The organism is Dyella sp. ASV21, assembly GCF_016428975.1.
GTDB lineage: Bacteria > Pseudomonadota > Gammaproteobacteria > Xanthomonadales > Rhodanobacteraceae > Dyella.
On the sequence record NZ_JAELTT010000001.1, the window covers coordinates 1 to 22,383 of the forward strand.

24 protein-coding genes are annotated in these 22,383 nt (G+C 64.6%); 14 read left to right on the forward strand and 10 right to left on the reverse strand.

The window, feature by feature from the left end:
* The 3 genes from JHD67_RS00005 to ccsA all read right to left on the reverse strand — a co-directional run.
* The coding region (locus JHD67_RS00005) for a glutathione S-transferase family protein (RefSeq protein WP_199096080.1) at window positions 1-513 on the reverse strand (513 nt) is incomplete at its 3' end.
* Between the two features lie 13 nt (window positions 514-526).
* The gene (gene purU / locus JHD67_RS00010; RefSeq protein WP_199096081.1) at window positions 527-1,387 is read right to left on the reverse strand and encodes a formyltetrahydrofolate deformylase; all 861 of its coding nucleotides are present in this window, start codon (window positions 1,385-1,387) and stop codon (window positions 527-529) included.
* Window positions 1,384-2,181: a cytochrome c biogenesis protein CcsA gene (gene ccsA, locus JHD67_RS00015; protein WP_233171528.1), complete on the reverse strand. Its 798-nt coding sequence runs from the start codon at window positions 2,179-2,181 to the stop codon at window positions 1,384-1,386. The genes purU and ccsA overlap by 4 nt, the downstream gene beginning before the upstream one ends.
* A 130-nt stretch (window positions 2,182-2,311) precedes the next feature.
* Between ccsA and ffh the strand changes: the two genes are divergently transcribed.
* From ffh to rplS, 5 genes are all read left to right on the forward strand, one after another.
* Window positions 2,312-3,694 (forward strand): signal recognition particle protein, encoded by a 1,383-nt coding sequence (gene ffh / locus JHD67_RS00020; RefSeq protein ID WP_199096082.1) that lies wholly within the window; start codon window positions 2,312-2,314, stop codon window positions 3,692-3,694.
* 142 nt (window positions 3,695-3,836) lie between these two features.
* On the forward strand, window positions 3,837-4,091 hold the full coding sequence (rpsP, locus tag JHD67_RS00025; RefSeq protein WP_199096083.1) for a 30S ribosomal protein S16: 255 nt from the start codon (window positions 3,837-3,839) through the stop codon (window positions 4,089-4,091).
* A 2-nt stretch (window positions 4,092-4,093) separates the two neighbouring features.
* The gene (gene rimM, locus JHD67_RS00030; RefSeq protein WP_199096084.1) at window positions 4,094-4,609 is read left to right on the forward strand and encodes a ribosome maturation factor RimM; all 516 of its coding nucleotides are present in this window, start codon (window positions 4,094-4,096) and stop codon (window positions 4,607-4,609) included.
* A gap of 34 nt (window positions 4,610-4,643) precedes the next feature.
* The gene (gene trmD, locus JHD67_RS00035) at window positions 4,644-5,414 is read left to right on the forward strand and encodes a tRNA (guanosine(37)-N1)-methyltransferase TrmD (protein WP_199096086.1); all 771 of its coding nucleotides are present in this window, start codon (window positions 4,644-4,646) and stop codon (window positions 5,412-5,414) included.
* A 32-nt stretch (window positions 5,415-5,446) separates the two neighbouring features.
* Window positions 5,447-5,842, forward strand: coding sequence for a 50S ribosomal protein L19 (gene rplS / locus JHD67_RS00040; RefSeq protein WP_199096088.1), 396 nt, complete (start codon window positions 5,447-5,449; stop codon window positions 5,840-5,842).
* A gap of 124 nt (window positions 5,843-5,966) precedes the next feature.
* Here the strand turns inward: rplS and JHD67_RS00045 are convergent, their stop codons facing one another.
* A complete protein-coding gene (locus JHD67_RS00045; protein WP_199096090.1) occupies window positions 5,967-8,015 on the reverse strand; it encodes an EAL domain-containing protein in 2,049 nt (682 codons plus the stop codon).
* Between the two features lie 159 nt (window positions 8,016-8,174).
* Complete coding sequence (epmB, locus tag JHD67_RS00050; protein ID WP_199096092.1) at window positions 8,175-9,185, reverse strand: EF-P beta-lysylation protein EpmB; 1,011 nt, start codon at window positions 9,183-9,185, stop codon at window positions 8,175-8,177.
* Between the two features lie 85 nt (window positions 9,186-9,270).
* On the opposite strand from epmB, the gene efp reads away from it, so the two are divergent.
* The 8 genes from efp (at window position 9,271) to JHD67_RS00090 (ending at window position 15,507) form a co-directional block, all read left to right on the forward strand.
* Window positions 9,271-9,840 (forward strand): elongation factor P, encoded by a 570-nt coding sequence (gene efp, locus JHD67_RS00055; protein ID WP_199096094.1) that lies wholly within the window; start codon window positions 9,271-9,273, stop codon window positions 9,838-9,840.
* Window positions 9,841-10,047: 207 nt separating this feature from the next.
* On the forward strand, window positions 10,048-11,388 hold the full coding sequence (locus JHD67_RS00060) for a TRZ/ATZ family hydrolase (RefSeq protein ID WP_199096096.1): 1,341 nt from the start codon (window positions 10,048-10,050) through the stop codon (window positions 11,386-11,388).
* 10 nt (window positions 11,389-11,398) lie between these two features.
* Window positions 11,399-11,653, forward strand: coding sequence for a YciI family protein (locus JHD67_RS00065; RefSeq protein ID WP_199096098.1), 255 nt, complete (start codon window positions 11,399-11,401; stop codon window positions 11,651-11,653).
* 31 nt (window positions 11,654-11,684) lie between these two features.
* A complete protein-coding gene (ubiG, locus tag JHD67_RS00070; protein ID WP_199096100.1) occupies window positions 11,685-12,407 on the forward strand; it encodes a bifunctional 2-polyprenyl-6-hydroxyphenol methylase/3-demethylubiquinol 3-O-methyltransferase UbiG in 723 nt (240 codons plus the stop codon).
* Window positions 12,404-13,075 carry a phosphoglycolate phosphatase gene (gene gph / locus JHD67_RS00075; RefSeq protein WP_199096102.1) on the forward strand — a complete coding sequence of 224 codons (672 nt, stop codon included), beginning with the start codon at window positions 12,404-12,406 and terminating at the stop codon, window positions 13,073-13,075. Before ubiG ends, gph begins: the two co-directional genes overlap by 4 nt.
* Window positions 13,072-13,911, forward strand: a complete 840-nt coding sequence (locus JHD67_RS00080) for a squalene/phytoene synthase family protein (protein WP_199096104.1) — start codon at window positions 13,072-13,074, stop codon at window positions 13,909-13,911. Before gph ends, JHD67_RS00080 begins: the two co-directional genes overlap by 4 nt.
* Before the next feature lie 113 nt (window positions 13,912-14,024).
* Window positions 14,025-14,978: a GTP cyclohydrolase FolE2 gene (gene folE2, locus JHD67_RS00085; RefSeq protein ID WP_199096106.1), complete on the forward strand. Its 954-nt coding sequence runs from the start codon at window positions 14,025-14,027 to the stop codon at window positions 14,976-14,978.
* A gap of 67 nt (window positions 14,979-15,045) precedes the next feature.
* On the forward strand, window positions 15,046-15,507 hold the full coding sequence (locus tag JHD67_RS00090) for a YbaY family lipoprotein (RefSeq protein ID WP_199096107.1): 462 nt from the start codon (window positions 15,046-15,048) through the stop codon (window positions 15,505-15,507).
* A gap of 15 nt (window positions 15,508-15,522) precedes the next feature.
* On the opposite strand, the gene JHD67_RS00095 is transcribed toward JHD67_RS00090, so the two are convergent.
* From JHD67_RS00095 to yidD, 3 genes are all read right to left on the reverse strand, one after another.
* Window positions 15,523-17,067 carry a PAS domain-containing methyl-accepting chemotaxis protein gene (locus JHD67_RS00095; RefSeq protein ID WP_199096108.1) on the reverse strand — a complete coding sequence of 515 codons (1,545 nt, stop codon included), beginning with the start codon at window positions 17,065-17,067 and terminating at the stop codon, window positions 15,523-15,525.
* 262 nt (window positions 17,068-17,329) lie between these two features.
* The gene (locus JHD67_RS00100) at window positions 17,330-18,667 is read right to left on the reverse strand and encodes a dihydroorotase (RefSeq protein WP_199096109.1); all 1,338 of its coding nucleotides are present in this window, start codon (window positions 18,665-18,667) and stop codon (window positions 17,330-17,332) included.
* Window positions 18,657-18,917, reverse strand: a complete 261-nt coding sequence (yidD, locus tag JHD67_RS00105; protein ID WP_199096110.1) for a membrane protein insertion efficiency factor YidD — start codon at window positions 18,915-18,917, stop codon at window positions 18,657-18,659. Before yidD ends, JHD67_RS00100 begins: the two co-directional genes overlap by 11 nt.
* Window positions 18,918-19,042: 125 nt before the next feature.
* Between yidD and dksA the strand changes: the two genes are divergently transcribed.
* Complete coding sequence (dksA, locus tag JHD67_RS22205; protein WP_233171529.1) at window positions 19,043-20,182, forward strand: RNA polymerase-binding protein DksA; 1,140 nt, start codon at window positions 19,043-19,045, stop codon at window positions 20,180-20,182.
* Window positions 20,183-20,295: 113 nt separating this feature from the next.
* Here the strand turns inward: dksA and JHD67_RS00115 are convergent, their stop codons facing one another.
* Both JHD67_RS00115 and cysS read right to left on the reverse strand, forming a co-directional pair.
* Window positions 20,296-20,730 (reverse strand): SufE family protein, encoded by a 435-nt coding sequence (locus JHD67_RS00115; protein ID WP_199096111.1) that lies wholly within the window; start codon window positions 20,728-20,730, stop codon window positions 20,296-20,298.
* Window positions 20,731-20,827: 97 nt separating this feature from the next.
* Entirely contained in the window at window positions 20,828-22,216 is a 1,389-nt protein-coding gene (gene cysS / locus JHD67_RS00120) for a cysteine--tRNA ligase (protein WP_199096113.1), read from the reverse strand.
* Window positions 22,217-22,383 lie beyond the last annotated feature (167 nt).

Sequence of the window (22,383 nt, forward strand, 5' to 3'; positions counted from 1 at the left end):
CACCTGTTGGGTGAAGCGCCAGGCCACGGCCGTCGTGAGATCGGCCTGGCTGAATCCGTCGCCGACCAGCCAGTCACCGGCAGTGGCTTCAGCGTGCTGCTCCAGTATCGCGTACGCGGCGTTGAGCTGGCCTTGCACGCGAGCCAGCCAGTTGCTGTCGCGCCGCTCAGGGAGGCGCTTGTGTTCGTAGACGATCTGTACGGATTTTTCGCTGGCGGTCAGTGCCGCGCCGATCAGGCGATATGCCTGCAGGCGATCGGCGGGTGCCGCAGGCATCAGGCTGGGGCCGGTGCGCACTGACTCCGCCCAGTCGATGATCAGGGAGGAGTCCACCAGGAGCTCGCCATCATCACCGATCAGCGTTGGGGCTTTGACTAGCGGATTGATGGCCTGGAACGCGTCGAAGTTACGGAAGACCGACAGCGAGCGGTGATGGAAGGGGAGGCCCAGCATGCGCAGTGAAATGGCCGTGCGCCGTACGAAAGGCGAGTCGAGCATACCGATCAATTCCACAGAACTCTCCCGGTCAGGAATGGAAAACAACGGTCTTGCCGCCGTTGAGCAGAATGCGATCGTCCAGGTAGAGCCGCAGTGTGCGTGCCAACACGCGACGCTCGATATCGCGGCCGATGCGAATCAGGTCTTCCGGCGTATCGGCATGCGTGACGCGCTCGATGTCCTGCTCGATGATGGGGCCTTCGTCCAGGTCAGGGGTGACGAAATGCGCCGTGGCGCCGATCAGCTTGACCCCGCGGTGATGCGCCTGGTGATACGGGCGCGCGCCCTTGAAGCCAGGAAGGAAGGAGTGGTGGATGTTGATGCATCGACCTTGCAGTCGTCGTGCCAGTTCGTGCGATAACACCTGCATGTAGCGTGCAAGCACCACCAGCTCGGTCCCGCTTTGCTCGATCAGCGACCATAGTGTGGCTTCCTGCGCGTCGCGCGAGGCGCGGTCCACTGGCATGTAGTGGAAAGGAATGCCGTCCAGATCCAGGTGGCGATACGTGTCGCGAGGATGATTGGCAACCACGCCCACGATCTCCATCGACAACTCGCCGATGCGCCAGCGATACAGGAGGTCGGCCAGGCAGTGATCGAATTTCGATACCAGCAGCAATACGCGCCGACGCTCGCCGCGATCGCGCAACGTCCATTGCAGCTGCAGTGAGGGCGCGAACGCTTCCAGCCCCGCGCGAAGCTCGTTCATCGCAAGATGCGCGCTGTCGAATACCAGGCGCATGAAGAAGCGCCCCGTCTCCGCGTCGCCGAACTGCTGGGCCTCGAGGATATTGCAGTGCTGATGGGCCAGGTGGTTCGACACCGCCGCCACGATGCCCGGGCGATCGGGGCAGGACAGGGTGAGAACGAACTGGCCCATGCCGTTCATGGCGTGCGATGAAGTATCAGTTCCAGTACCAGCTTGGTACCGAAGAAGGCCAGCAGCAGTACACCCATGCCGATCAGGGTGAGGTTGACCGCACGACTGCCGCGCCAGCCATAACGCCAGCGACCAAACAGCAGGGCGCCAAACACCAGCCAGGCAATAATCGACAACACCGTTTTGTGCACAAGGTGCTGACCAAACAGGTTGTCCACGAACAGAATGCCGCTGAGCAGGGTCAGTGTGAGCAGCACGAAACCCGCGCCGATCAGCCGGAACAGCAGCGTCTCGGTCAGCGTCAGCGGCGGCAGTGCGCGCAGCCATGGGCCCAATTGGCGGTGGCGCAGAGCGCGTTCCTGCACGGCCAGCAGCAGCGCCAGTGCCGCGGCGATGGACAGCACGCTGAAGGCAAGCAAGGCCACCGTCACATGGAGCTTGATCTGCCAGCCCAGTGGCTCGGGCAGCGTGGTCGGGGCGAGAAAGGTATCCGCCGCGAGTAACAGCGCGGCGAGCGGAAACACGGTCACGCCCAGGGCCGCCACCGGCCGCGACAGGTTGACCAGCAGGGTCAGCGCGGACACCACGCAAGCCACCAGCGACAACGCCGAGAAGAAGTGCAGATCGAGCGAACCACGATGGATGCTCAGTAACAGTCCCGCATGGATGAGCACCGCCGTGCCGGCCAGTGCCAGGGCGAGGCGGTTGAGCGGCAGGCCGCCGCTCAACATCGGCCGCGCCAGCCCGGTCGCGGCGGTGAGATACAGCACGATGGCGAGCAGGGTGTACAGGGTAATGGCCATGGGGCCGGAGTTTAGGGGGTAAGGCCGCCCGCTGTGCAGCAGGCGGCCATGTGACGCGGCTGGGGCGGCTTGCCAGCCCCGCCCCCAAGGTCCGCTATACTCTGCGATCCTCTTAGGTCTTTCGTCCCTTATGTTCGAATCGCTCAGCCAACGCCTTTCCGCCACCGTCAACCGCCTGCGCGGCCGTGGTCGCCTGACCGAGGAAAACATCCGCGAGTCATTGCGCGAAGTGCGCATTGCCCTGCTGGAGGCCGACGTGGCCCTGCCGGTGGTGCAGGCGCTGATCGAGCGCGTGAAGGTGCGCGCGGTCGGCCAGGAAGTGCTCAAGAGCCTTTCGCCGGGCCAGGCCCTGGTGAAGGTGGTGAGCGACGAGCTGACCGCGGTGATGGGTACCGCCAACAGCGAGCTCAACCTGGCGCAGCAGCCGCCGGCGGTGGTGCTGATGGCTGGCCTGCAGGGTGCCGGTAAGACCACCACGGTGGCCAAGCTGGCGCGCTTCCTCACCGAGCGCAAGAAAAAGAAAGTGATGGTGGTGAGCTGCGACGTCTACCGTCCGGCCGCTATCGAGCAGTTGCGCACACTGGCCGAGCAGGTGGGCGTGAAGTTCTTCCCGTCCGAGGCGGGCCAGAACCCGGTGGATATCGCCAAGAACGCCATCGCCGCGGCGCGCCGCGAAGTGGTGGACGTGCTGCTGGTCGATACCGCGGGGCGCCTGCACGTGGACGAGGCGATGATGGCCGAGATCAAGGCGCTGCACGCCGCGATCACGCCGATCGAAACGCTGTTCGTGGTCGACTCCATGACCGGCCAGGATGCCGCCAACACGGCCAAGGCCTTCGCCGAAGCGCTGCCGCTTACCGGTGTGGTGCTTACCAAGACCGACGGTGACGCCCGTGGCGGTGCTGCGCTGTCGGTGCGCTATGTCACCGGTCGCCCGATCAAGTTCCTCGGCGCCGGTGAGAAGACCGACGCACTGGAGCCGTTCCATCCCGATCGTGTGGCCCAGCGCATTCTCGGCATGGGCGACGTGCTGTCGCTGGTGGAAGAGGTCGAGCGCAAGGTCGATCATGAGAAGGCACAGAAGCTGGCCGAGAAGGTCATCAAGGGCAAGCGCTTCGATCTCAACGATATGCGCGACCAGCTCGAGCAGATGACCAACATGGGCGGCCTGGCTGGTCTGATGGACAAGCTGCCTGGCGTGTCCGGCCTGCCGGAGAACGTGAAATCCAAGGTCAACGACGGCGAGATCAAGCGCATGGTCGCGATCATCCAGTCGATGACCAAGAAAGAGCGTCGTCATCCGGATCTGCTCAACGGCTCGCGTCGTGCCCGCGTGGCGCGAGGTGCCGGCGTGCAGCCGGCCGATGTAAACCGTCTGCTCAAGCAGTACATGCAGATGGAGAAAATGATGTCCAAGCTCTCCAAGGGCGGCAGCAAGGGCCTTCTGCGGCAGATGCGCGGCGCCATGAAGGGCATGGGCGGCATGGGTGGCGGATTCCCCCCGATGCGCTGAGCCTGAATGGTCCAGCAGCTTCTGTTGGCTGGATTTATCCGCTGGCTCTTCCTTTTTCCACAAAATTCATTAAAATGCCGGGTTTACCGCGCACGGCACTCGTGCGTGCTGCCGGCATCCGGCAACTCTGGAGCTTTTACTTATGGTCAAGATTCGTCTTTCGCGCGGCGGCGCCAAGGGCCGTCCGTTCTACCACGTCGTTGTGACCGACCAGCGCAGCAAGCGCGACGGTCGTAGCATCGAAAACGTGGGCTTCTACAACCCGGTCGCTTCGGGCAAGGACAAGCGCCTTGAGCTGAACCTCGCCCGCGTGCAGGAGTGGGTGGGCAAGGGTGCGCAGCTGACCGATAAGGTCGCCGCCCTGGTCAAGGAAGCCGGCAAGCAGCAGGCTGCCTGAGCATGACGGCAGCCAGTCGGCGCGTCCTGGTTGGACGCATCGTCGGGCTGTATGGCGTGCAGGGCTGGGTCAAGATCGAATCCTGGACCGAGCCCCGCACGCGAATCTTCAGCTACCAACCCTGGCTGCTTACATCGGCGCCGGGTGTGGAGACGGAGATCGCGGGAGTCAAAGGTCGTCCGCAGGGCAAGGGGCTTATCGCCCAGTTTCCCGGCATCGACGATCGAGATGCAGCAGCAGCCTTGGTGGGACAAGACATCTATGTCGCCCGCGAACTGCTGCCGCCTCCCGGCAAAGACGAGTATTACTGGGTCGATCTCGAAGGTCTTGAGGTCGTCACCACGGAAGGCGTGGCATTGGGGCGGGTTAGTCACCTGTTCGCCACCGGTGCCAACGACGTGGTGGTTGTGAAGGACGGTACGCGCGAGCGGCTGGTTCCCTTCATCCAGGGTTCTTATGTGCGTTCGGTGGATCTCTCCGGTGGACGCATGGTGGTGGATTGGGATCCTGAATTCTAAGCGCGCTTGGCGCGGTCTAAAGGGTTGAGGGTTCATGCGCATCGATGTCGTCACGTTGTTTCCCGACTTCATGCGTCAATGTGCCGCCGTAGGTGTCGTGGGTCGTGCGCAGCAGCGAGAGCTGTTACAGGTGGAAACCTGGAACCCGCGCGATTTTGCCACCGATAATTACCGTACCGTGGACGGCCGCACCTGTGGCGGTGGACCCGGAATGGTGATGCTGATTCAGCCTTTGCGCGACGCCCTCAAGGCGGTGCGCGAGGCAGCACCGGAGCCGGTGCATGTGATTTATCTCAGCCCGCAAGGTGCGCGGCTGACGCAGGGTAGGGTGGAAGCGCTGGCCAAATTACCGCGCATCGCCTTGCTTTGTGGACGTTACGAAGGTGTGGACGAGCGTTTGCTGGCGCACGAGGTCGACGAAGAGCTTTCTATCGGCGATTATGTGTTGTCTGGCGGCGAGCTGGGTGCGGCGGTGATTATCGATGCCGTGGGCCGCTTGCAGGACGGCGCATTGAACGATGCGCAGTCAGCGCAGCAGGATTCGTTTTCGGACGGACTGCTGGATTGTCCGCACTATGCGAAACCGGTGCATGACGCGCTGGGAGACGTACCGGAGGTTTTGCTCTCTGGCGATCACGCGGCTATTCGCCGTTGGCGCCTGAAGCAACAGCTGGGACGGACCTGGTTGCGGCGTCCCGATCTATTGGCGCAGCGCGCGCTGGATGCTGAATCCCGAGCGCTGTTGGACGAATTCCGCCGCGAGCATGCACGGCAGACGCGGCACAACGATGCGGCCGAGCAGTGACCGCAGGTATTGAAATTAAGACAGGTGTTGCCATGAACAAGATCATCGAACAGTTCGAAGCCGAGCAGATCACCCGCCAGCTGCCGGAATTTGGCCCTGGCGACACCGTGGTGGTCAACGTCAAGGTGAAGGAAGGTAACCGCGAGCGCGTCCAGGCGTTCGAGGGTGTCGTCATCGCCAAGCGTAGCCGCGGCCTGCATTCGGCCTTCACCGTGCGCAAGATTTCGCACGGCACCGGCGTGGAGCGCGTGTTCCAGGCTCATAGCCCGGCCATCGACTCGCTGGAAGTGAAGCGTAAGGGTAAGGTCCGCGGTGCCAAGCTGTACTACCTGCGTAACCTGGAAGGCAAGGCTGCCCGCATCAAGGAAGACGTGGCTGCCGTCTCGGCCGCCAAGGCTGCCAAGAAGGCCGCTGCTGCCGCCGAGTAATTCGGGCGCTGCATCGAGTCAAACAAAAACCCGCGGATCGCTCCGCGGGTTTTTTGTTGCCGGTGCCCTGGTCGTTGGCCCGCCTGGGCGGGCGCCCGCTAGCCGGGCGCTGTGTCGCTACGGACTACATCAGGCGTTGCGGTTCCTGCAGGAAATTGCCCTGCACGAAATCCACGCCGCAAGCGAACAGCAGCGACGTGCTGGCGGCGTCTTCCACCCATTCGGCAATGGTCAGCTTTTTCAGCTCGCGCGCCTGACGACAGATCTCCGCCACCTTTTTCTGGCTTTCCGGCTGCTGTGGCAGGTCGGCCATGTAGCTGCGATCGATCTTCAGGTAGTCGGCTTCGATATGGTTGAGCAGCTGGAACGAGTTGAGGCCCGAGCCAAATTGTTCCAGGGCGAACTGGCCGCCCAGCTGTTTCCACGCGCGGATGAACTCCTGCGCCGGGCGCAGCGCCGTCACCACCTTGCTCTCGGTGGTTTCCAGCACCAGCTGACCGTGCTTGAGTGCAGCCTCCTTCAGGCGCTGACCCAGCCAGGGCAGCAGCCCTGCATCCTCCAGTGAGCTGGAGGTGAGCTTGACGAAGAAGGTGGTGGGCGCGCCCATGCGATCGCGGGTACGCAGGGCCTCGATCGCCTGATTGAGCACCCAGCGGTCGATCGCCGGGGTAAGGTTGTGCTTTTCGGCGATCGGCATGAAGAAGCCCGGCAGCACCTCGCCCTGCGGGCCGTTCAGTCGCAGCAGGATCTCGGAGAACTCGCCTTCGGCATCCTGCAGGCTGATGCTCTGCTGGTGATAAAGCACGAAATCGTTCTGGGTCAGCGCCTGCTGCAGCACGTTGAGCCAGTAGCGCTCGCGCTCTTCGTCCGCCTTTTCGCGCGCGGCGGGGTCGTGCAATTCGCTGCGGTTGCCGCCCTGGCTCTGTGCGTTGCGTAGCGCCAGGCTGGCTTGGTTGAGCAGCAATTCGGTGTTGGCGTTTTTCTCGCCGAGCAGGCTGCCGCCGATACTCGTGGTGACCGTGATGGAGCGCGTGCCCAGGTCAAAGATGCCCCCGGCAATGGCCTGCTGCAGGGCGGCGATCCACTGTTTGATGCTTTCGTCGTTGCGTGTATGCAACAGCACGCCGATGGTGTGGTCGGCCAGCAGGCCGGCCGTGTCATGCGCGCCTAGCTGGCCTTCTACGCGTGCGGCGAAGGCGGCCAACAGCTCGTCGGCCTTGGACAGGCCCACGCCGCCGACGATGGCCTGCCAATTGTCCGGCTCCACCAGCAGCAATGACTGGCCTTTGGCGCCTTCCGTGGCCGCGGCAACCGCCTGATCGATGCATTCGACCATGCGTGCACGGTTGAACAGGCCGGTGACCTGATCGCGCTGCAGCTGTTCAATCACATGAGCGTCGATCTGCTGGCGACGGAACACGACCTGCAGGCAGGGCTCGCCCTCGAAGGTGGCATGCGCGAACTCGACATTGGCCTTGAATGTACTGGCGTCCGCGCGGCGCGCCTGCAGTTCGATCGGTCCGTTTGGCTTCTCGCCGCGCGAGAGGCCTTTGAGGGTGTTCTTGAACTCTTCTGCATCGTTGGCGCCGACCATGTCCAGCACTGGCAGGCCAAGCAGGTCATCGAAGTCGGTATAGCCGAAGGTTTCCAGGTACGCGTGGTTGGCACGCACATGCATGCCTTCGTGCACGTAAGCGATGGCGTCGGTGGATGAGTCGAGCAGTGCGTCGCAGCGACGTTCGGATTCGCGCAGCGCGGTTTCCAGGCGACGCAGCTGGCGGCGGGCATTGAGCGCTTCGAACTCGCGCTGGATCACCGCCATCAGCTGCTTGGGCTGCGGGCGCAACGCCACGCTGCGTGCGCCGCTGACGAACAGTTCGGTGATCATGGCGTTGTCGACCTGACCGACCAGCGCGATCAGCGAAAGGTCACGGCCGCTGGCGTCGAGCATCCGCGCGACCTCGCGCAGCTCCAGCGTGCCTACGGCGGGGTCGAACAACACGATATCCGGCCCGAGTTCGTCCAGGGCGGTATTGATCTGCTCGACACTGGTGGCGCGTGCGGGGCGGACGGCTATGCCGCCATTGCGCAGCAGGCTGATGATCTGTTCCGCATCTTCGACCGACTTTTCGATGAAAAGGATCTTGATGACCTGGTCAGTTTTGGTGGGCACGTCGGTCTATCCATATGTTTGCCGCTGCCGGTTCGAACCTGCCATGACAGCAGGCTGCGGCCATTCGTGGTTTTAGCGGATTCCGCCAGTCTCTGCTAGCGGAAATATTCCGGAGGTGACATGGCCCACAACTGTGGGGCGTGACGTGTGGCGTGCTGATTACAGCGGCCGCTTGGAGGGCTCACCACCCACTTCGCGTACCAGCTTGGGTACCAGATAGCCCGGCAGGCGATGACGGACGGCCTCAACCAGGGCTAGCGCTCGCGCATCGTCCACTTCGAAATGCGCGGCGCCCTGCACACGGTCGAGCTGGTGCAGGTAGTAGGGCAGCACGCCTGCGGCGAACAGACGCTCGGAGAGCGCTTCCAGGATTTCGGGCTGGTCATTGATGCCACGCAACAGCACCGCCTGGTTCAACAGGGTCGCTCCGGCCCCACGCAAACGGGCGCAGGCGGCGTCCACGTCGGCATCGAACTCGTTGGCATGGTTGGCATGCAGCACCACCACTTTCTGCAGCGGCAGTGCAGTCAGCCACTGGGTAAAGGCCTCGTCGATGCGCTGGGGCAATACCACGGGCAGGCGCGTATGAATGCGCAAGCGTGTGACATGCGGAATGTCGGCAAGGCCGCGGCTCAGCTCTTCCAGCTTGCTGGTGGCCAGCGCCAACGGGTCGCCGCCGGAGAGAATCAGCTCGGTGATCGATGCATCCTGCCGCACATGCTCCAGGGCCTTGCGCCATTGGCCCGCGGCCGCCATTTCGTCCCCGTAGGGAAAGTGGCGGCGGAAGCAGTACCGGCAATTGATGGCGCAGCTGCCACTGGCGATCAGCAGGGCACGACCTTCGTACTTGTGCAGCACGCCCTGGGCGGAGCGGGCGTGCATGTCACCTACCGCATCCACGCTGAAGCCGGCCACCTGGTCCAGTTCAGCCAATTGGGGCAGCACTTGGAGCAGCAAGGGATCGTCGGGGGTGCCCGTCAGCATGCGGGCCACGAAACCGCGCGGGACCCGTAGGCTGAACCCCGCGTCACCCGGTGGCAAGCGATCGGCCAGGTGGCCAAGAGCCACGGCTTCGAGCAGCTCGCGCGGGTCCGTGATGGCGTCGCGCCAGAGCGTACGCCAGTCGGAAGCGGGCGGAGATAGGCGGGCGGCGGGGCTTGCGGTTATCATAGTGAGTCTTGAGTCGGGCCGAAGGCCCGGGCAAACCCCTATTCTAGCCGCCTGCCGGCGGCGTCACATCCGGAGTACACAGCGCATGGCCACCGTCGGTCTCAACGACGTCAAGAAGGGTATGAAGATCCTTCACAATAATGACCCGTGGGTCATTACCGACGCCGACTTCATCAAGCCCGGCAAGGGTCAGGCGTTCACCCGCATCTTCATTCGCAACCTGAAGAATGGCCGCACCACCGAACAGACCATGAAGTCCAGCGACTCCTTTGAAGTCGCCGACGTCGTGGATACCGACATGCAGTACCTGTACTCGGACGGTGAGTTCTGGCACTTCATGCACCAGGAGAGCTTTGAGCAGCACCAGGCCAGCAAGGTCGGCATGGGCGACGCCTCCAAATGGCTCAAGGGTGAGGAAGAGTGCGTGGTTACGCTGTTCAACGGTGAAATCATCGCCGTGCAGCCGCCGAACTTCGTCGAGCTGAAGATCACCGAGACCGATCCGGGCCTGCGTGGCGATACCTCGGGCGGCGGCGGCAAGCCGGCGACCCTGGAAACCGGTGCCGTGGTGCGCGTGCCGCTGTTCGTCAGCACCGACGAAATGATCAAGGTCGACACCCGCACGGGCGAATACGTCAGCCGCGTCGGCAAGTGACGAATCGGCGCGCGGGCTATGCCCGTGCCTTTGCCGGTTCGCCAGCATGACGGGCGAAATTCCAGCTTGACCAGCGCTTCTGCGGTTGAAAAGCGCCTCGCTGGAACGACGATGCCTGAAGCGTCATGAAATCAGGCAACCATGGGGCGGCCACCGCAAGGTGATCCGCCCCATGTCGTATCCAACATTGAAAAAGTGAGCCTAGGGATGAGCCAAGCTGCCCCGCAAACCATCGACCTGCTGATCGAAGCCCGCTGGGTCGTACCCGTGGAACCTCACGGCGTGGTGCTGGAGCGGCATGCCGTAGCCGTGGACCAGGGCGCTATCGTGGCGCTGCTGCCCATCGAGCAGGCTCGTGCCGCCTACGCACCGCGCGAGCGCGTGGACCTGGGCGAGCATGTGCTCATCCCGGGCTTGGTCAATACCCATACGCACAACCCTATGACCTTGCTGCGCGGCCTGGCCGACGATCTGCCGCTGATGGTGTGGCTGCAGAAGCACATCTGGCCGGTCGAGGGGCAGGTGATTGGGCCGGAGTTCGTGCGCGATGGCGTGGAGTTGGCCGTGGCGGAGATGATCCGCGGCGGCACCACCTGCGCCAACGAGAACTACTTTTTCCCCGACGTGATTGGCGCCACCTATCGCCGCATGGGTTTCCGTGCCGTGGTCGGCTTGCCGGTGATCGAGTTTCCCACGGCCTGGGCCAAGACCCAGGACGAATATTTCGAGCGCGCCATCGAGGTACACGACAGCTTCCTCGGCGATGCGCTGGTGAGTACATCGTTTGCTCCGCATGCGCCGTATACGGTGTCCGACGAAAGCTTCGAGCGCATTCGCGTGCTGTCGGACCAGTTGGATATCCAGGTGCATCTACATACGCACGAGACTGCGCACGAGGTGGACGAGGAGAAGGCCAAGAGCGGTCGACGCCCGTTCCAGCGCCTGCAACAGCTTGGCCTGGTCAACGATCGTTTGATTGCCGTGCACATGACTCAGCTCACCGACGATGAAATCGCCGCCTGTGCGGAAGCTGGCGTGTCCGTGGTGCATTGCCCTGAATCCAATCTCAAGCTCGCCTCGGGCTTCTGCCCGGCCGAGAAACTGCGCCGCGCCGGCGTGAACGTGGCGCTGGGCACCGATGGCTGTGCCTCCAACAACGATCTGGACATGTTCGGCGAGATGCGTACGGCAGCCTTGCTGGCCAAGGCTGTGGCACACGATGCCGCCGCCTTCGACGCGGCCTATGCGTTGCGCGCAGCCACGCTCAATGGCGCGCGAGCCATGGGCCTGGAGGATCGCATCGGCTCCCTCGAAGTGGGCAAGCGCGCGGATATGGCTGCTGTACGCCTGTCGGACCTGGAGACGCAGCCGCTGTTCCATATCGCCTCCCAGCTGGCGTATGCAGTGGGGCGCCATCAAGTGAGTGACGTGTGGATCGACGGTGTGCGCAAGCTCGCCAACCGCCAGCTCACCGATATCGACACCGACGCCGTGCTGGCAAAGACGCACGCCTGGCGCGAACGTATTGCCGCCATCGACGCGGCATGAGGAGCGCAGCATGAACCGCTATCTGGTGATGGCCATGCGCCGCCCCCACGTTGATCCGGCCATGGTCCAGCCGCACAAGGACTTCCTCGAAGGCCTGCGCGCGGGCGGTACGCTGGAGCTGTCCGGTGGCTTCAGTGACCAATCCGGCGGTGCCTACCTGATGCGCGCCCAATCCCTGGAGCAGGCGCTCACCATCGCCCACCAGGACCCCGCCTATACCAGCGGCGGCTGGGATATCACGGTCTACGAATGGCAGGCGCGGTAAGCTCTGCGCCCAGCTTCAAAGGATGCTTTCGATGCAAGCCGCAGCCAATGTAAGTCCCGAAGAGATCGCCCGTTTCGGCAAGCTCGCCGCACGCTGGTGGGACCCGGACGGCGAATCCCGTCCGCTGCATGACCTCAACCCGGTGCGTGCCGATTACGTGGCCGCGCGCTTGAACCTGCGTGGCGCCCGCGTGGCCGATGTCGGCTGCGGCGGCGGTCTGCTCAGCGAGGCGCTGGCCAAGGCCGGCGCCCAAGTCACCGGTATCGACATGGGCGAGAAAGTGATCGAGATCGCTCGCCTGCACATGCATGAGTCACGCCTGGAGATACCGGGCCTGGACATCGATTACCGCGTGCAGTCATCGGCTGATCTGGCAGCGGCCGAGCCGGAAAGCTTCGATGCGGTGTGCTGCATGGAGCTGATCGAGCACGTGCCCGATCCGGCCGCGCTGGTGCAAGACCTCGTGCGCATGGTGAAGCCCGGCGGCGTGGTCGTCATGTCCACCCTCAATCGCACGCCGGCCGCTTTCGGCGCGGCGATTCTCGGCGCTGAATACCTGATGCGCATGCTGCCGCGCGGCACCCATCACTACGCGCAATTCCTCAAGCCTTCCGAGCTGGGGCGCCTTATGCGCCACGCCGGGTTGGAGGTGGAGGACGTTTCCGGCCTTAGTTACAACCCGATCAGCCGCAAGGCATGGTTGAGTCGCATCACGGCCATCAATTACCTCATCAGCGCGCGCAAGCCGGCATGACGTTGTTTCCCGAATCACTGCAGGGTGTGCTGTTCGACCTCGACGGCACCTTGCTGGACAGTGCCACCGACCTCTACGCCGCGTTGAAGACCCAATGCGAAGAAGTGCAGGTCGCGGTGCCCCCGTACGCGATGGTGCGCGAAGTGGTCTCGCGCGGTTCGCGCGCCATCCTGCGCTGCGCGTTCCCCGATATCGGTGACACCGAATTGCTCGCGCTGGTGCCGCGTTACCTGGAGCTTTACCAGGCAGTGATGGCGCAGCATACGCATCCTTTCGACGGCATTAACGAACTACTTGCGGCCATCGAAGGGCAGGGCCTGCGCTGGGGCATCGTGACCAACAAGCCTGGCTTCCTCACCGATGAGCTGGTCGAGCGCATTGGTTGGGCTTCGCGCGCGGCGGCGGTGGTCTCCGGCGATACCTTGCCGGTAAAAAAGCCGGATCCCGCGCCGGTATTGCTGGCGTGTGAGCAGGCCGAGCTTGATCCCGCGCGCTGCCTGTTCGTGGGCGACGATCGCCGGGACGTGATGGCCGGCAAGGCCGCCGGCCTCTATACGGTGGCCGTGCGTTGGGGCTACCTCGACGGCGGCAACCCCCACGAGTGGGGCGCCGACTGGGTGCTCGATCACCCGGCGGAACTCACCCATCGCCTGCAGGTGGCGGCATGAGCGAGACCGCCCCGCAGAGTTACATCGACAAGTGGCTGGCGGTGCAGCCGCAGCAGCGCATCGCGCTGGCCTTTGTCGCCCCCCACACGTATCCCGGGCACATTGCGCTGGCCGCACTGGAGCAAGAGTTGCTGGCGGCGGCCTATGGCATCCGCGAGCCGCAAGTGGCGGCGACCAAGCTGAACTGGTGGGCGGAGGAGCTTTCCGGCGCCGCCACCAGCGGTGGTCGCCATCCGCTGACGCAGGTGTTGTTTGACGATGAGCGAGCCCATGCCATGCCCAGCGAGCGCTGGGTCGATCCGGTGCTGGCCGCCATGGCGCAACTGGAAGAGGGTACGGCGGCGGATTTCCCGGCCCAACTGGCCGCAGGTGCGCTGCTGCACGGCGCGATTGCCCGGCTGGAAACGGCCTGGTGGTATGGCGAGGGTGCCTCATCCGCACGCGCCGAGCGCGTGGCCACGCTTTCGCACCTGCTGTTCGCCCTGCTGCGCCTGGAGGAGGACGCCGAGCGCGACCGCCTGGCCTTGCCGATGTCACGGCTGGCCCGTCACGGCCTGAGCCGCCATGACCTGCGCGCGGCCAGTCCGGCGCGTGAAGAGGCCATACGCGCGCAGTTGGAGGATTTGCACACGGCTTGGCGCGATGCGGAACGTCTGCCGGGGCCGTTGAGCGCCTTCCGTGGGCTGGAGTCGCGGCACGGGCGCCGCCTGGTGGCGCGTGCGCGCGGCGCCAGGGATCCGTTGGCCGTGCTGCGCAAAGGGCAGGGCCGGCAAGGGCCGGGTGTGGCCTGGCAGGCCTGGCTGGCGGCGCGGGCCTGGCGTCAACAGGCCGATTGAGCGTTGCCGGGACGCAGCGTTTCCCCTGCGCCACTATTGCGAGCCCGGTGTGCTGCCCCAAGATTGATGACTCACGCGGCGACCCGGTCGCCCGCTGGATGACAGGATTTCCCATGCATACCGAGGAAAACACCGCCCGATTGCTCCCCGATGTGGCGGTTCATGCCCAGCCGCACCTGGCGGGCGAACTGGATTGGGTCGGCATGAACGGCATCGAGGTGCCGGTGCGTTTCGACGCCGGCGATGGCGATGTGCAGCGCGCCAGCGCGCGCGTTGGCGCCTTCGTCAACTTGCGCCGCCCCGACAAGCGCGGCATTCACATGTCGCGGCTGTACCTGCTGGTTGAAGAGGCGCTGAGCACGCAGACGCTGAGCGTGGCCTCCCTGCGAGGGCTGCTGCGCGCCTTCCTGGATTCGCACAAAGACCTTTCTGACCGCGCCTGCCTGAGCATTCGTTTCGAGCATCTGGTGCGTCGTCCGGCCTTGCGTAGCAGCAACAGCGGCTGGCGCGCCTATCCGGTGTGCATCGAGGCCAGCCTGGTGGGCGAGGAGTTCCTGCTGGAGTTCGGCACCGAGGTGGTTTACTCCTCGACCTGCCCGGCCTCCGCGGCGCTGTCGCGTCAGCTCATCCAGGATCAATTCACCAAGGATTTCGATGCTGGCCAGCCGATCGATCACGCCGCCGTGTTGGCGTGGTTGGGCAGCGAAAAGGGCATTGTGGCAACCCCGCACGCCCAGCGCAGCGTGGCCCGCCTGCGCGTGCGCCTGGCCGACAACGCCAGCTTCAACCTGATTCAGCTGATCGACCAGGCCGAGCAAGCGCTGGGTACGCCGGTGCAGACCGCCGTGAAGCGTGAGGATGAGCAGGCGTTTGCCCGCGCCAATGGCGCCAACCTGATGTTTTGCGAAGATGCGGCTCGTCGTCTGCAAAAGGCACTGGATGCCGATGCCAGCCTCAGCGACTTCCACATTCGCGTGGAACATCAGGAAAGCCTGCATCCGCACGACGCCGTGGCCTATGCCAGCAAGGGAGTGGAAGGCGGCTACGCGGGCAAGGGCTGCGCCTGAAGTCGCATTCAAGTGTGGACTGTTAGCATGCGGGAAGCCTGGTAAGGCTTCCCTTCTGGAGAAATGCATGCGGTTTCGTCTTCCCCTGCTCGCCGTCGCGCTTGTCGCGATGTCGGGTTGCTCCTGGCTTCCCCATCACCATGCCGCCCAGCGCGACGCCGCACCCTCGACGCCCGCGCCGCCGGTGCATCAGTCGCTGATGAAATCCATGGTGGGCGATGTGCGGTACGAGCTGCCGCAGGCGTTACCGGCCGATGCCTACTTGTTGATTACGCTCGCCGATGTCAGCAAGCAGGACGCTCCCGCGCGCACCGTCGCCGAGGAGCGCATCCAGCCAGTGGGCGCCTCACCGGTGGATTTCCTGCTTGCCTATGATCCGGCGGACCTGCGCGATGGCGTGGATTTCGCCATCAACGTGCGTCTGCAGCAGGGCGACAAGCTGCTGGCCATCAACGATGCCCGTGTCAGCGTGCTGGGCCGCTCCGGCGAGAACGGACCGGTGAGCGTGGTGCTCAAGGCGGTGCCTTGAGCACCTGCGCAAGGTTCAGCGGAATACGCTGACCGCCTCGGCCAGTCGGCTCGCCTGCTGTTTGAGGCTGGCTGACGCGGCCGCGCCTTCGGCCACCAGGCTGGCGTTGTGGCGCGTGATGCGATCCAGGTCGGCCACCGAACGGTCGATCTGCGCGATACCCTTGTTCTGTTCGTCGGTAGCGGCGCTGATTTCTGCCAGCAGTTCGCTCATGCGCCGCACCTGCGAGACGATCTCGCCGGTGGCCTTGCCCGCATCGTCGGCCAGGCGCGAGCCCGATTCCACGTGTGCCACGTTGGCGCCGATCAGTTGCTTGATCTCCCGTGCCGACTGGGCGCTGCGTTGCGCGAGCGCCCGCACCTCCCCCGCCACCACGGCGAAGCCGCGCCCTTGTTCGCCGGCGCGCGCCGCTTCGACCGCAGCGTTGAGGGCGAGGATATTGGTCTGAAAGGCAATGCTGTCGATCACCCCGATGATCTCGGCGATCTGCTGCGAGCTGGCACGTATGCCGTTCATGGTATCCACCACGTCGGCGACAGCCTGGCCGCCTTTCGCGGCGGCGCCGCTGGCCGCGCTCGACAGTTCACTCGCTTGCGCGGTGGTTTCCGCATTGCTGCTTACGGTGGCCGATATCTGCGTCATGGAGGCGGCGGTCGTCTGCACGTGGTCGGCGGCCTGGTCGGTGCGCGCATGCAGGTCGACATGGCCGGTGGCGATGTCTTGGCTGGCGGCACGCACCTCGATGGCTTGTGCGGCGACGTCCGCTATCAGCCAGCGGAACATCAGGCCCAGCTGGCCGATGGCGCGCTGGGTCATGCCGATTTCGTCCACGCGATCGAGATGCGTGCAGTGGTGACGGGCGCCGGTTGCGACCTGCAGCGCCTCATGCAGCATGCGCTCCAGCGGTCGCGCGATCTGTCGCTCCAGCCACCAGGCGAGCAGCACTGCCATCCATGCGGTGATGCCGCTGACCGAGGCGATCCGGCCGAGCGGAGCGCCAAACAGCCACTCAGCCAAGGCCATGGTGGGAACGGTGCTGAGCAGGGCGACACGGATGCGCCAACGAATGGGGAGGGTTTGTCGCAGCGAACTCCACGCGCGCCAGCCGCCGCGCACGATGAGTCCTTTATGAAAGCGCCGGTTGCCGGCGCTGCCTTCGCGAAAGTCCCGGTAGAGCGTTTCGGCGGATGCGATCTCCGCGCGCGTCGCCTTGGTGCGCACGGACATGTAGCCCACCTGCTTGCCCTCGCGCACCACCGGCACGGCATGCGCGCGCACCCAGTAGTGATCGCCGTTCTTGCGACGGTTCTTGACCAGCGCCGTCCACGGCTCACCACCCTTGATGGTGGCCCACATGTCCGCGAAGGCTTCGGGTGGCATGTCCGGATGCCGCACCAGATTGTGCGCCTGGCCATGGATCTCTTCCTGAGAAAAGCCGCTGACCTGGACGAAGGCCGTATTGGCGTAGGTGACGTAGCTGTGCGGGTCCGTGACGGACATCAGCGTGGCGTCGTCAGGAACGTCGTATTCGCGCTGGGTTATAGGCTGATTGTTACGCATGACTGGATCCTCAAAAGACGGCTAGGCCACGTCCAATGAGCTCCGTACTGGCAGTGCTTCCACCTGCGGCGTCGCGCCCATCGACGGGCAATGCGTTCTCGGCGGCGCGCGGGTATCTCTTGAGGCCTTTTGCCTGCGTCATGAGGACGCAGGCGAGCAGGTTATCGAAAGCGGCAGGGGGGCCGAACGACGCGGAACAGAGCGGCCTCGCCGTGCAAATCCTGTCCCCGGGCGAGCACAGCGCTCGCCCGGGGCGCCAGGCTTATCGATCGAAGGTCAAACGCTGACCGCGCACATTGGGGTCGACCACACGGCCGTCCCACACGCGCTGACCATTGACGAAGGTCGCGACAATGGAGCTGTTGAAGGTGTAGCCCTCGAACGGCGACCAAGCACATTTGGAGAGCACTTCCTCACGACGCACGGTGTGTGGCTTGTTGGGATCCACCAGCACCAGGTCGGCGGCATACCCTTCGCGCAGGTAGCCGCGGCCCTTCACGTCAAAGAGCGTTGCCGGTGCATGGGTTACCGCTTCAACCACACGTTCCAAGGTGAGCTTGCCTTCGAACACCCGCTGCAACGCCGCTTGCAGGGCGAACTGCACCAGCGGAAGACCGCTCGGCGCCTTGTCGTACAACTGCGCTTTCTCTTCCAGCAGATGCGGCGCGTGATCGGTGGCCAGCACGTCCAGGCGGCCTTCGGCCAAGGCCTTGGTGATGGCTTCGCGGTCCGCGGCGGTCTTGATCGCCGGGTTGCACTTGATCAGGAAACCCAGGCGCTCGTAGTCGCGATCGTCGAAATGCAGGAAATGCACGCACGTCTCGGCGGTGATGCGCTTGCCCTTGATCGGGCCGGGCTCGAACAGTGCCAGCTCGTCGGCGGTGGAGATGTGCAGCACGTGCAGGCGGCTGTTGTGACGGCGGGCCAGCTCGATCGCCAGGCGGGTGGACTTGATGCAGGCCTCGCGTGAGCGGATCAGCGGGTGCTCGAAGGCCGGAATGGCGTCGCCGTACTTTTCATGTGCCTTGGCGAGGTTCAGGTCGATCATCGGCGTGTCTTCACAATGCGTGATGATCGGGGTGGGGGCCTCGCGGAAGATGCCGTCCAGCACCTCGGGGTTATCCACCAGCATGTTGCCGGTGGAGGCACCCATGAACACCTTGATGCCGGGCGCGGCAAGCGGGTCAAGGCGGCGGATGGCCTCCAGGTTGTCGTTGCTGGCACCCATATAGAAGGCGTAGTTCACGGCCGATGTTTCGGCGGCGCGGGCGTACTTGGCCTCCAGCGTCTCGCGATCGAGGGCCGGGGGCTTGGTGTTGGGCATCTCCATGAAGCTGGTGATGCCGCCGGCAGCACAGGCACGCGACTCGTGGGCAATGTCGGCCTTCTGGGTCAGGCCCGGTTCGCGGAAATGCACCTGGTCGTCGATCATGCCGGGCAGCAGCCATAGGCCACTGGCATCGATCACCTGCTCGCCGGGGTGGGCGGCCAGATCACCGCCGATGGCGTCGATGCGGCCCTGCCGGACGCGCACGTCGGCGTGGAAACGGCGGCCTTCATTGACCAGTTCGGCGTTCTTGATCAGCCAATCAGTGGACATGGTGTTCTCCGGGATTGCGGCAACGGCGGAAAGTGAATTGCTCGGGGACTGGGTCATCGCCGCCCTCGCACAGCGGCTGGCAACGCAGCAGCCGCCAGCCGGTCAGCGCTCCGCCTTTTAGTGGACCAAAGCGCGTAATGGCAATCCGTGCATAATCCGAGCAAGTAGGGTAAAAGCGGCAGCGCTGCCCCAGCAGCGGGCTGAGCCAGCGCTTGTAGAAGCCGAGAAGTAGAAGTAATAGTCGGGTCACGACGGTTTGACGCTGCCGAGACAGCTTGCGGCATGTAGTGGGGCAAGTATTCCAGAAGCACGGTTGCCGGTGTAAGCCGGTTGGGCTATAACACCCGGCCGCCAAGGCCAAAATGGTGAAGGGAAATGGCGAAAACGACGCGTAGTGCGACAGCCACCAAGCCGCAGAAGGGAAAGCCTGTCGGCAAGGTGAAGGACGTCAAGTCCGGCAAGAAGCCAGCCGCCGCTGCCCGGAGCGCCAAGAGCGCGCCGGCCAAGAAGGTGGCCGCCAAGAAAACCGCAGTCACCAAGGCCGTCACCAAGAAGCCGGCCCCCAAGAAGGCCGCGGTTAAGAAAGTAGCCAAGGCTCCCGCGCCGCGCGTTGCCGCCAAAAAGGCCGCGACCAAGCCAGTGGCCAAGAAGGCCGCGCCGGCCAAGAAGCCGGTCACGGCCAAGGTTCCCGCCAAGAAGGTCGCCAAGCCGGCCGTCAAGCCCGCGGCCAAGAAGGTGGCTGCGCCGGCCAAGCCGCAGCCATCCAAGGCGGTCGCCAAGCCGGTAGTGCCCGCCAAGGCCGTCGCCAAGGCGACGCCGCCCAAGCCGGTGGAAAAGATTGTAAAAGCCGAGAAGCCCGTACCTGCCAAGCCCGCCGCGGCCAGGCAGGCCACGCCGGCTCCGGTTAAAGCGGCGCCGGTCCCCGCCGCACCGGCAAAACCCGCAGCGACCCCGCTTGCAGGTAAAGTAGCCAGTGCGACCGCGCGTCATACCCCCATCAAAAAACAGAAAGCCCAGCAGTCCTCGATGAATAAACCTGCAACTCTCGACAATGGCATTACCCGCGAAGACGGCCGTTACGCGCTGCCTTCCACGACCACGATCGACCTGCCCAAGGGTTACCGCCCCTCGTCCAATGACGATGAGGAGTACATGAACCCCAAGCATCTGGCGTACTTCCGCAACAAGCTGCGCGATTGGCGTGACCAGCTGGTGGAAGAGTCGCGTCAGACCATGGAAAACCTCCGTGACGAAGTGCGTGACGTGGGCGATGAAGCTGAGCGTGCCACGCGCGAAACGGAGAATTCGCTGGAACTGCGCACCCGCGATCGCTACCGCAAGCTGATCTCCAAGATCGACAAGGCGCTGCGCCGCATCGAAGAAGGTCGCTACGGTTACTGTGAAGAGACCGACGAGGAAATCGGCCTGGAACGCCTCGATGCGCGTCCCATTGCCACCCTGTCGCTCGACGCGCAGGAGCGCCGCGAGCATCTGCAGAAGCAGATGGGCGACTGATCGGTCGCTTTGCCGCGCCGCTCCAAAACAAAGCCCCGCCATCGAGCGGGGCTTTGTTGTTCATGCGATACGGGCGAGACGCGCGCCGTAGGTAACGTTTCGGCGGGTCGCGCTCAAGCCTTCAGCGTCGCCGCGGCGTATGCCTTGAGCTTGGACAGCATCGCTGCCAGGCCATTGGAGCGGGTCGGTGATAGATGTTTGGCCAAGCCAATCGCTTCGATGAACCGCGGCTCGGTGGCGACGATTTCGCTGGCGGGGCGGTCGGAGTACACGCGCAGCACCAGGGCGATCAGGCCAGAGACGATGGCCGAATCACTGGCTGCCTGGAAATGCAGGCGCTCCGCGTTGCCGCTGGGCACCAGCCATACCATCGACTGGCAGCCGTGCACGCGGAAGTCCTCGGACTTGAGCTCTTCGGGGAAGGGCGGCAATTGTTTGCCCAGGTCTATCAGGTACTGGTAACGCTCGGTCCAGTCACCAAAGAAGGCGAACTCTTCGACGATGTCCTGCTGCGCCTGCTCGGCGCTGGATGTGGCAATAGCATTCATGGGCGCATTATCGCGCGTTTTGCCCCCGCGCCGCCCCTTTCAAGCGCCCGCTCCTGCTTGGAGCGGGCGCACAGGCCGAAGCCGCACGCGGCCTCGCTCAACCCTTGGCGACGCTCCAGCGCGTACCCTGTGCACCGTCCTCGATCACGATGCCCATGCCCGATAGCTCCTCACGGATCGCATCGGCGCGCTTGAAATCGCGTGCGGCGCGCGCTGCCTGGCGCTCGTCGAGCAAGGCGTCGATGCGTGCCGCGTCGATGGTGGCGCCGCCGCCGGCCTGCTTGAACCAGGTCTCCGGCTCCTGTTGCAGCAGGCCGAGCAGGGCGCCCGCCCCGAGCAGCGCGGCCTTGGCGGCGCGCTTGGTGTCCCCGTCCTCGGCCTGGCGGGCGGCATCGGCCAGTTGTGACAGCTCGGCCAGCGCTTGCGGGGTGTTGAGGTCATCGCACAACGCCGCTTCGACCGCCGCGGGTATCGGCAGCGCGTGGGTATCCACCGCGATGTCGGCCAGGTCGCGCAGCACGCGGTACCAGCCTTCCAGGGTGCTGATGGCCTGGGTAATGGCCGCGTCGGACCAATCCAGCGGCTGGCGGTAGTGGCCGCGCAGCAGCAGCAGGCGCAGGGCTTCGGGCGGGTGCTCCTTGAGCAACTCGTGCACCAGCATCACGTTGCCCAGCGACTTGGACATCTTGCGGCCGCTGAATGTCAACATGCCGTTGTGCAGCCAGAAGCGAGCGAATACCTTGCCGCCATGCGCGCAGGTGGACTGGGCGATTTCGTTCTCGTGGTGCGGAAACTGCAAGTCCACGCCACCGGCATGGATGTCGATGGTTTCGCCCAGATGGGCCTCGCTCATGGCTGAGCACTCGATGTGCCAGCCCGGGCGGCCTCGGCCCCAGGGGCTTTCCCAGCCAGGCAATTCCGGCGTGGAGGGCTTCCACAGCACGAAATCACCGGGATTCTTCTTGTATGGCGCCACTTCCACGCGAGCGCCAGCCAGCAGTTCCTCCGGGTCGCGGCCGGAGAGCGCGCCATAGGCGGGGTATGACTCCACCTCGAACAGCACGTGGCCCTCGGCCTCGTAGGCGTGGCCGCTGGCGATCAGGCGCTCGATCATCGCAATGATCTGGGGGATGTGCGTGGTTGCGTGCGGCTCGACGTCCGGCGGGGCGATACCCAGCGCCGCCATATCCTCGCGGTAGGCCTGAGCGTAGCGATGGGTGATGCTCTCGATGCCCACGCCCAGCTGCTGGGCGGCGGCGTTGATCTTGTCGTCGACGTCGGTGATGTTGCGGGCGTAAACCACGTACGGGTAGTGGCGGCGCAGCAGGCGCACCAGCACATCGAACACCACCGGGCCGCGCGCATTGCCGATGTGCACGTAGTTGTAGACCGTCGGACCGCACAGATACATCGTCACCCGATCAGGATTGAGTGGGGTGAACGGTTCGACACGGCGCGTAAGGCTGTTGTGGAGCGAAATCGGCATCGGCAGGAGGTCCGGGCGGTGGGAAGCGGGCGCCCGGGCGGGCGCAAGCCGGTCGCGCATCTTAACAAGCTGCCGGGCTCTCCGCAGGGCATGGGTGGGCCGGTGGCATGAATCGCGGCCCAAGAGGGTAGGCGGTCGCAGAAAAGCTCTAAGCGTCGATTCAGTGT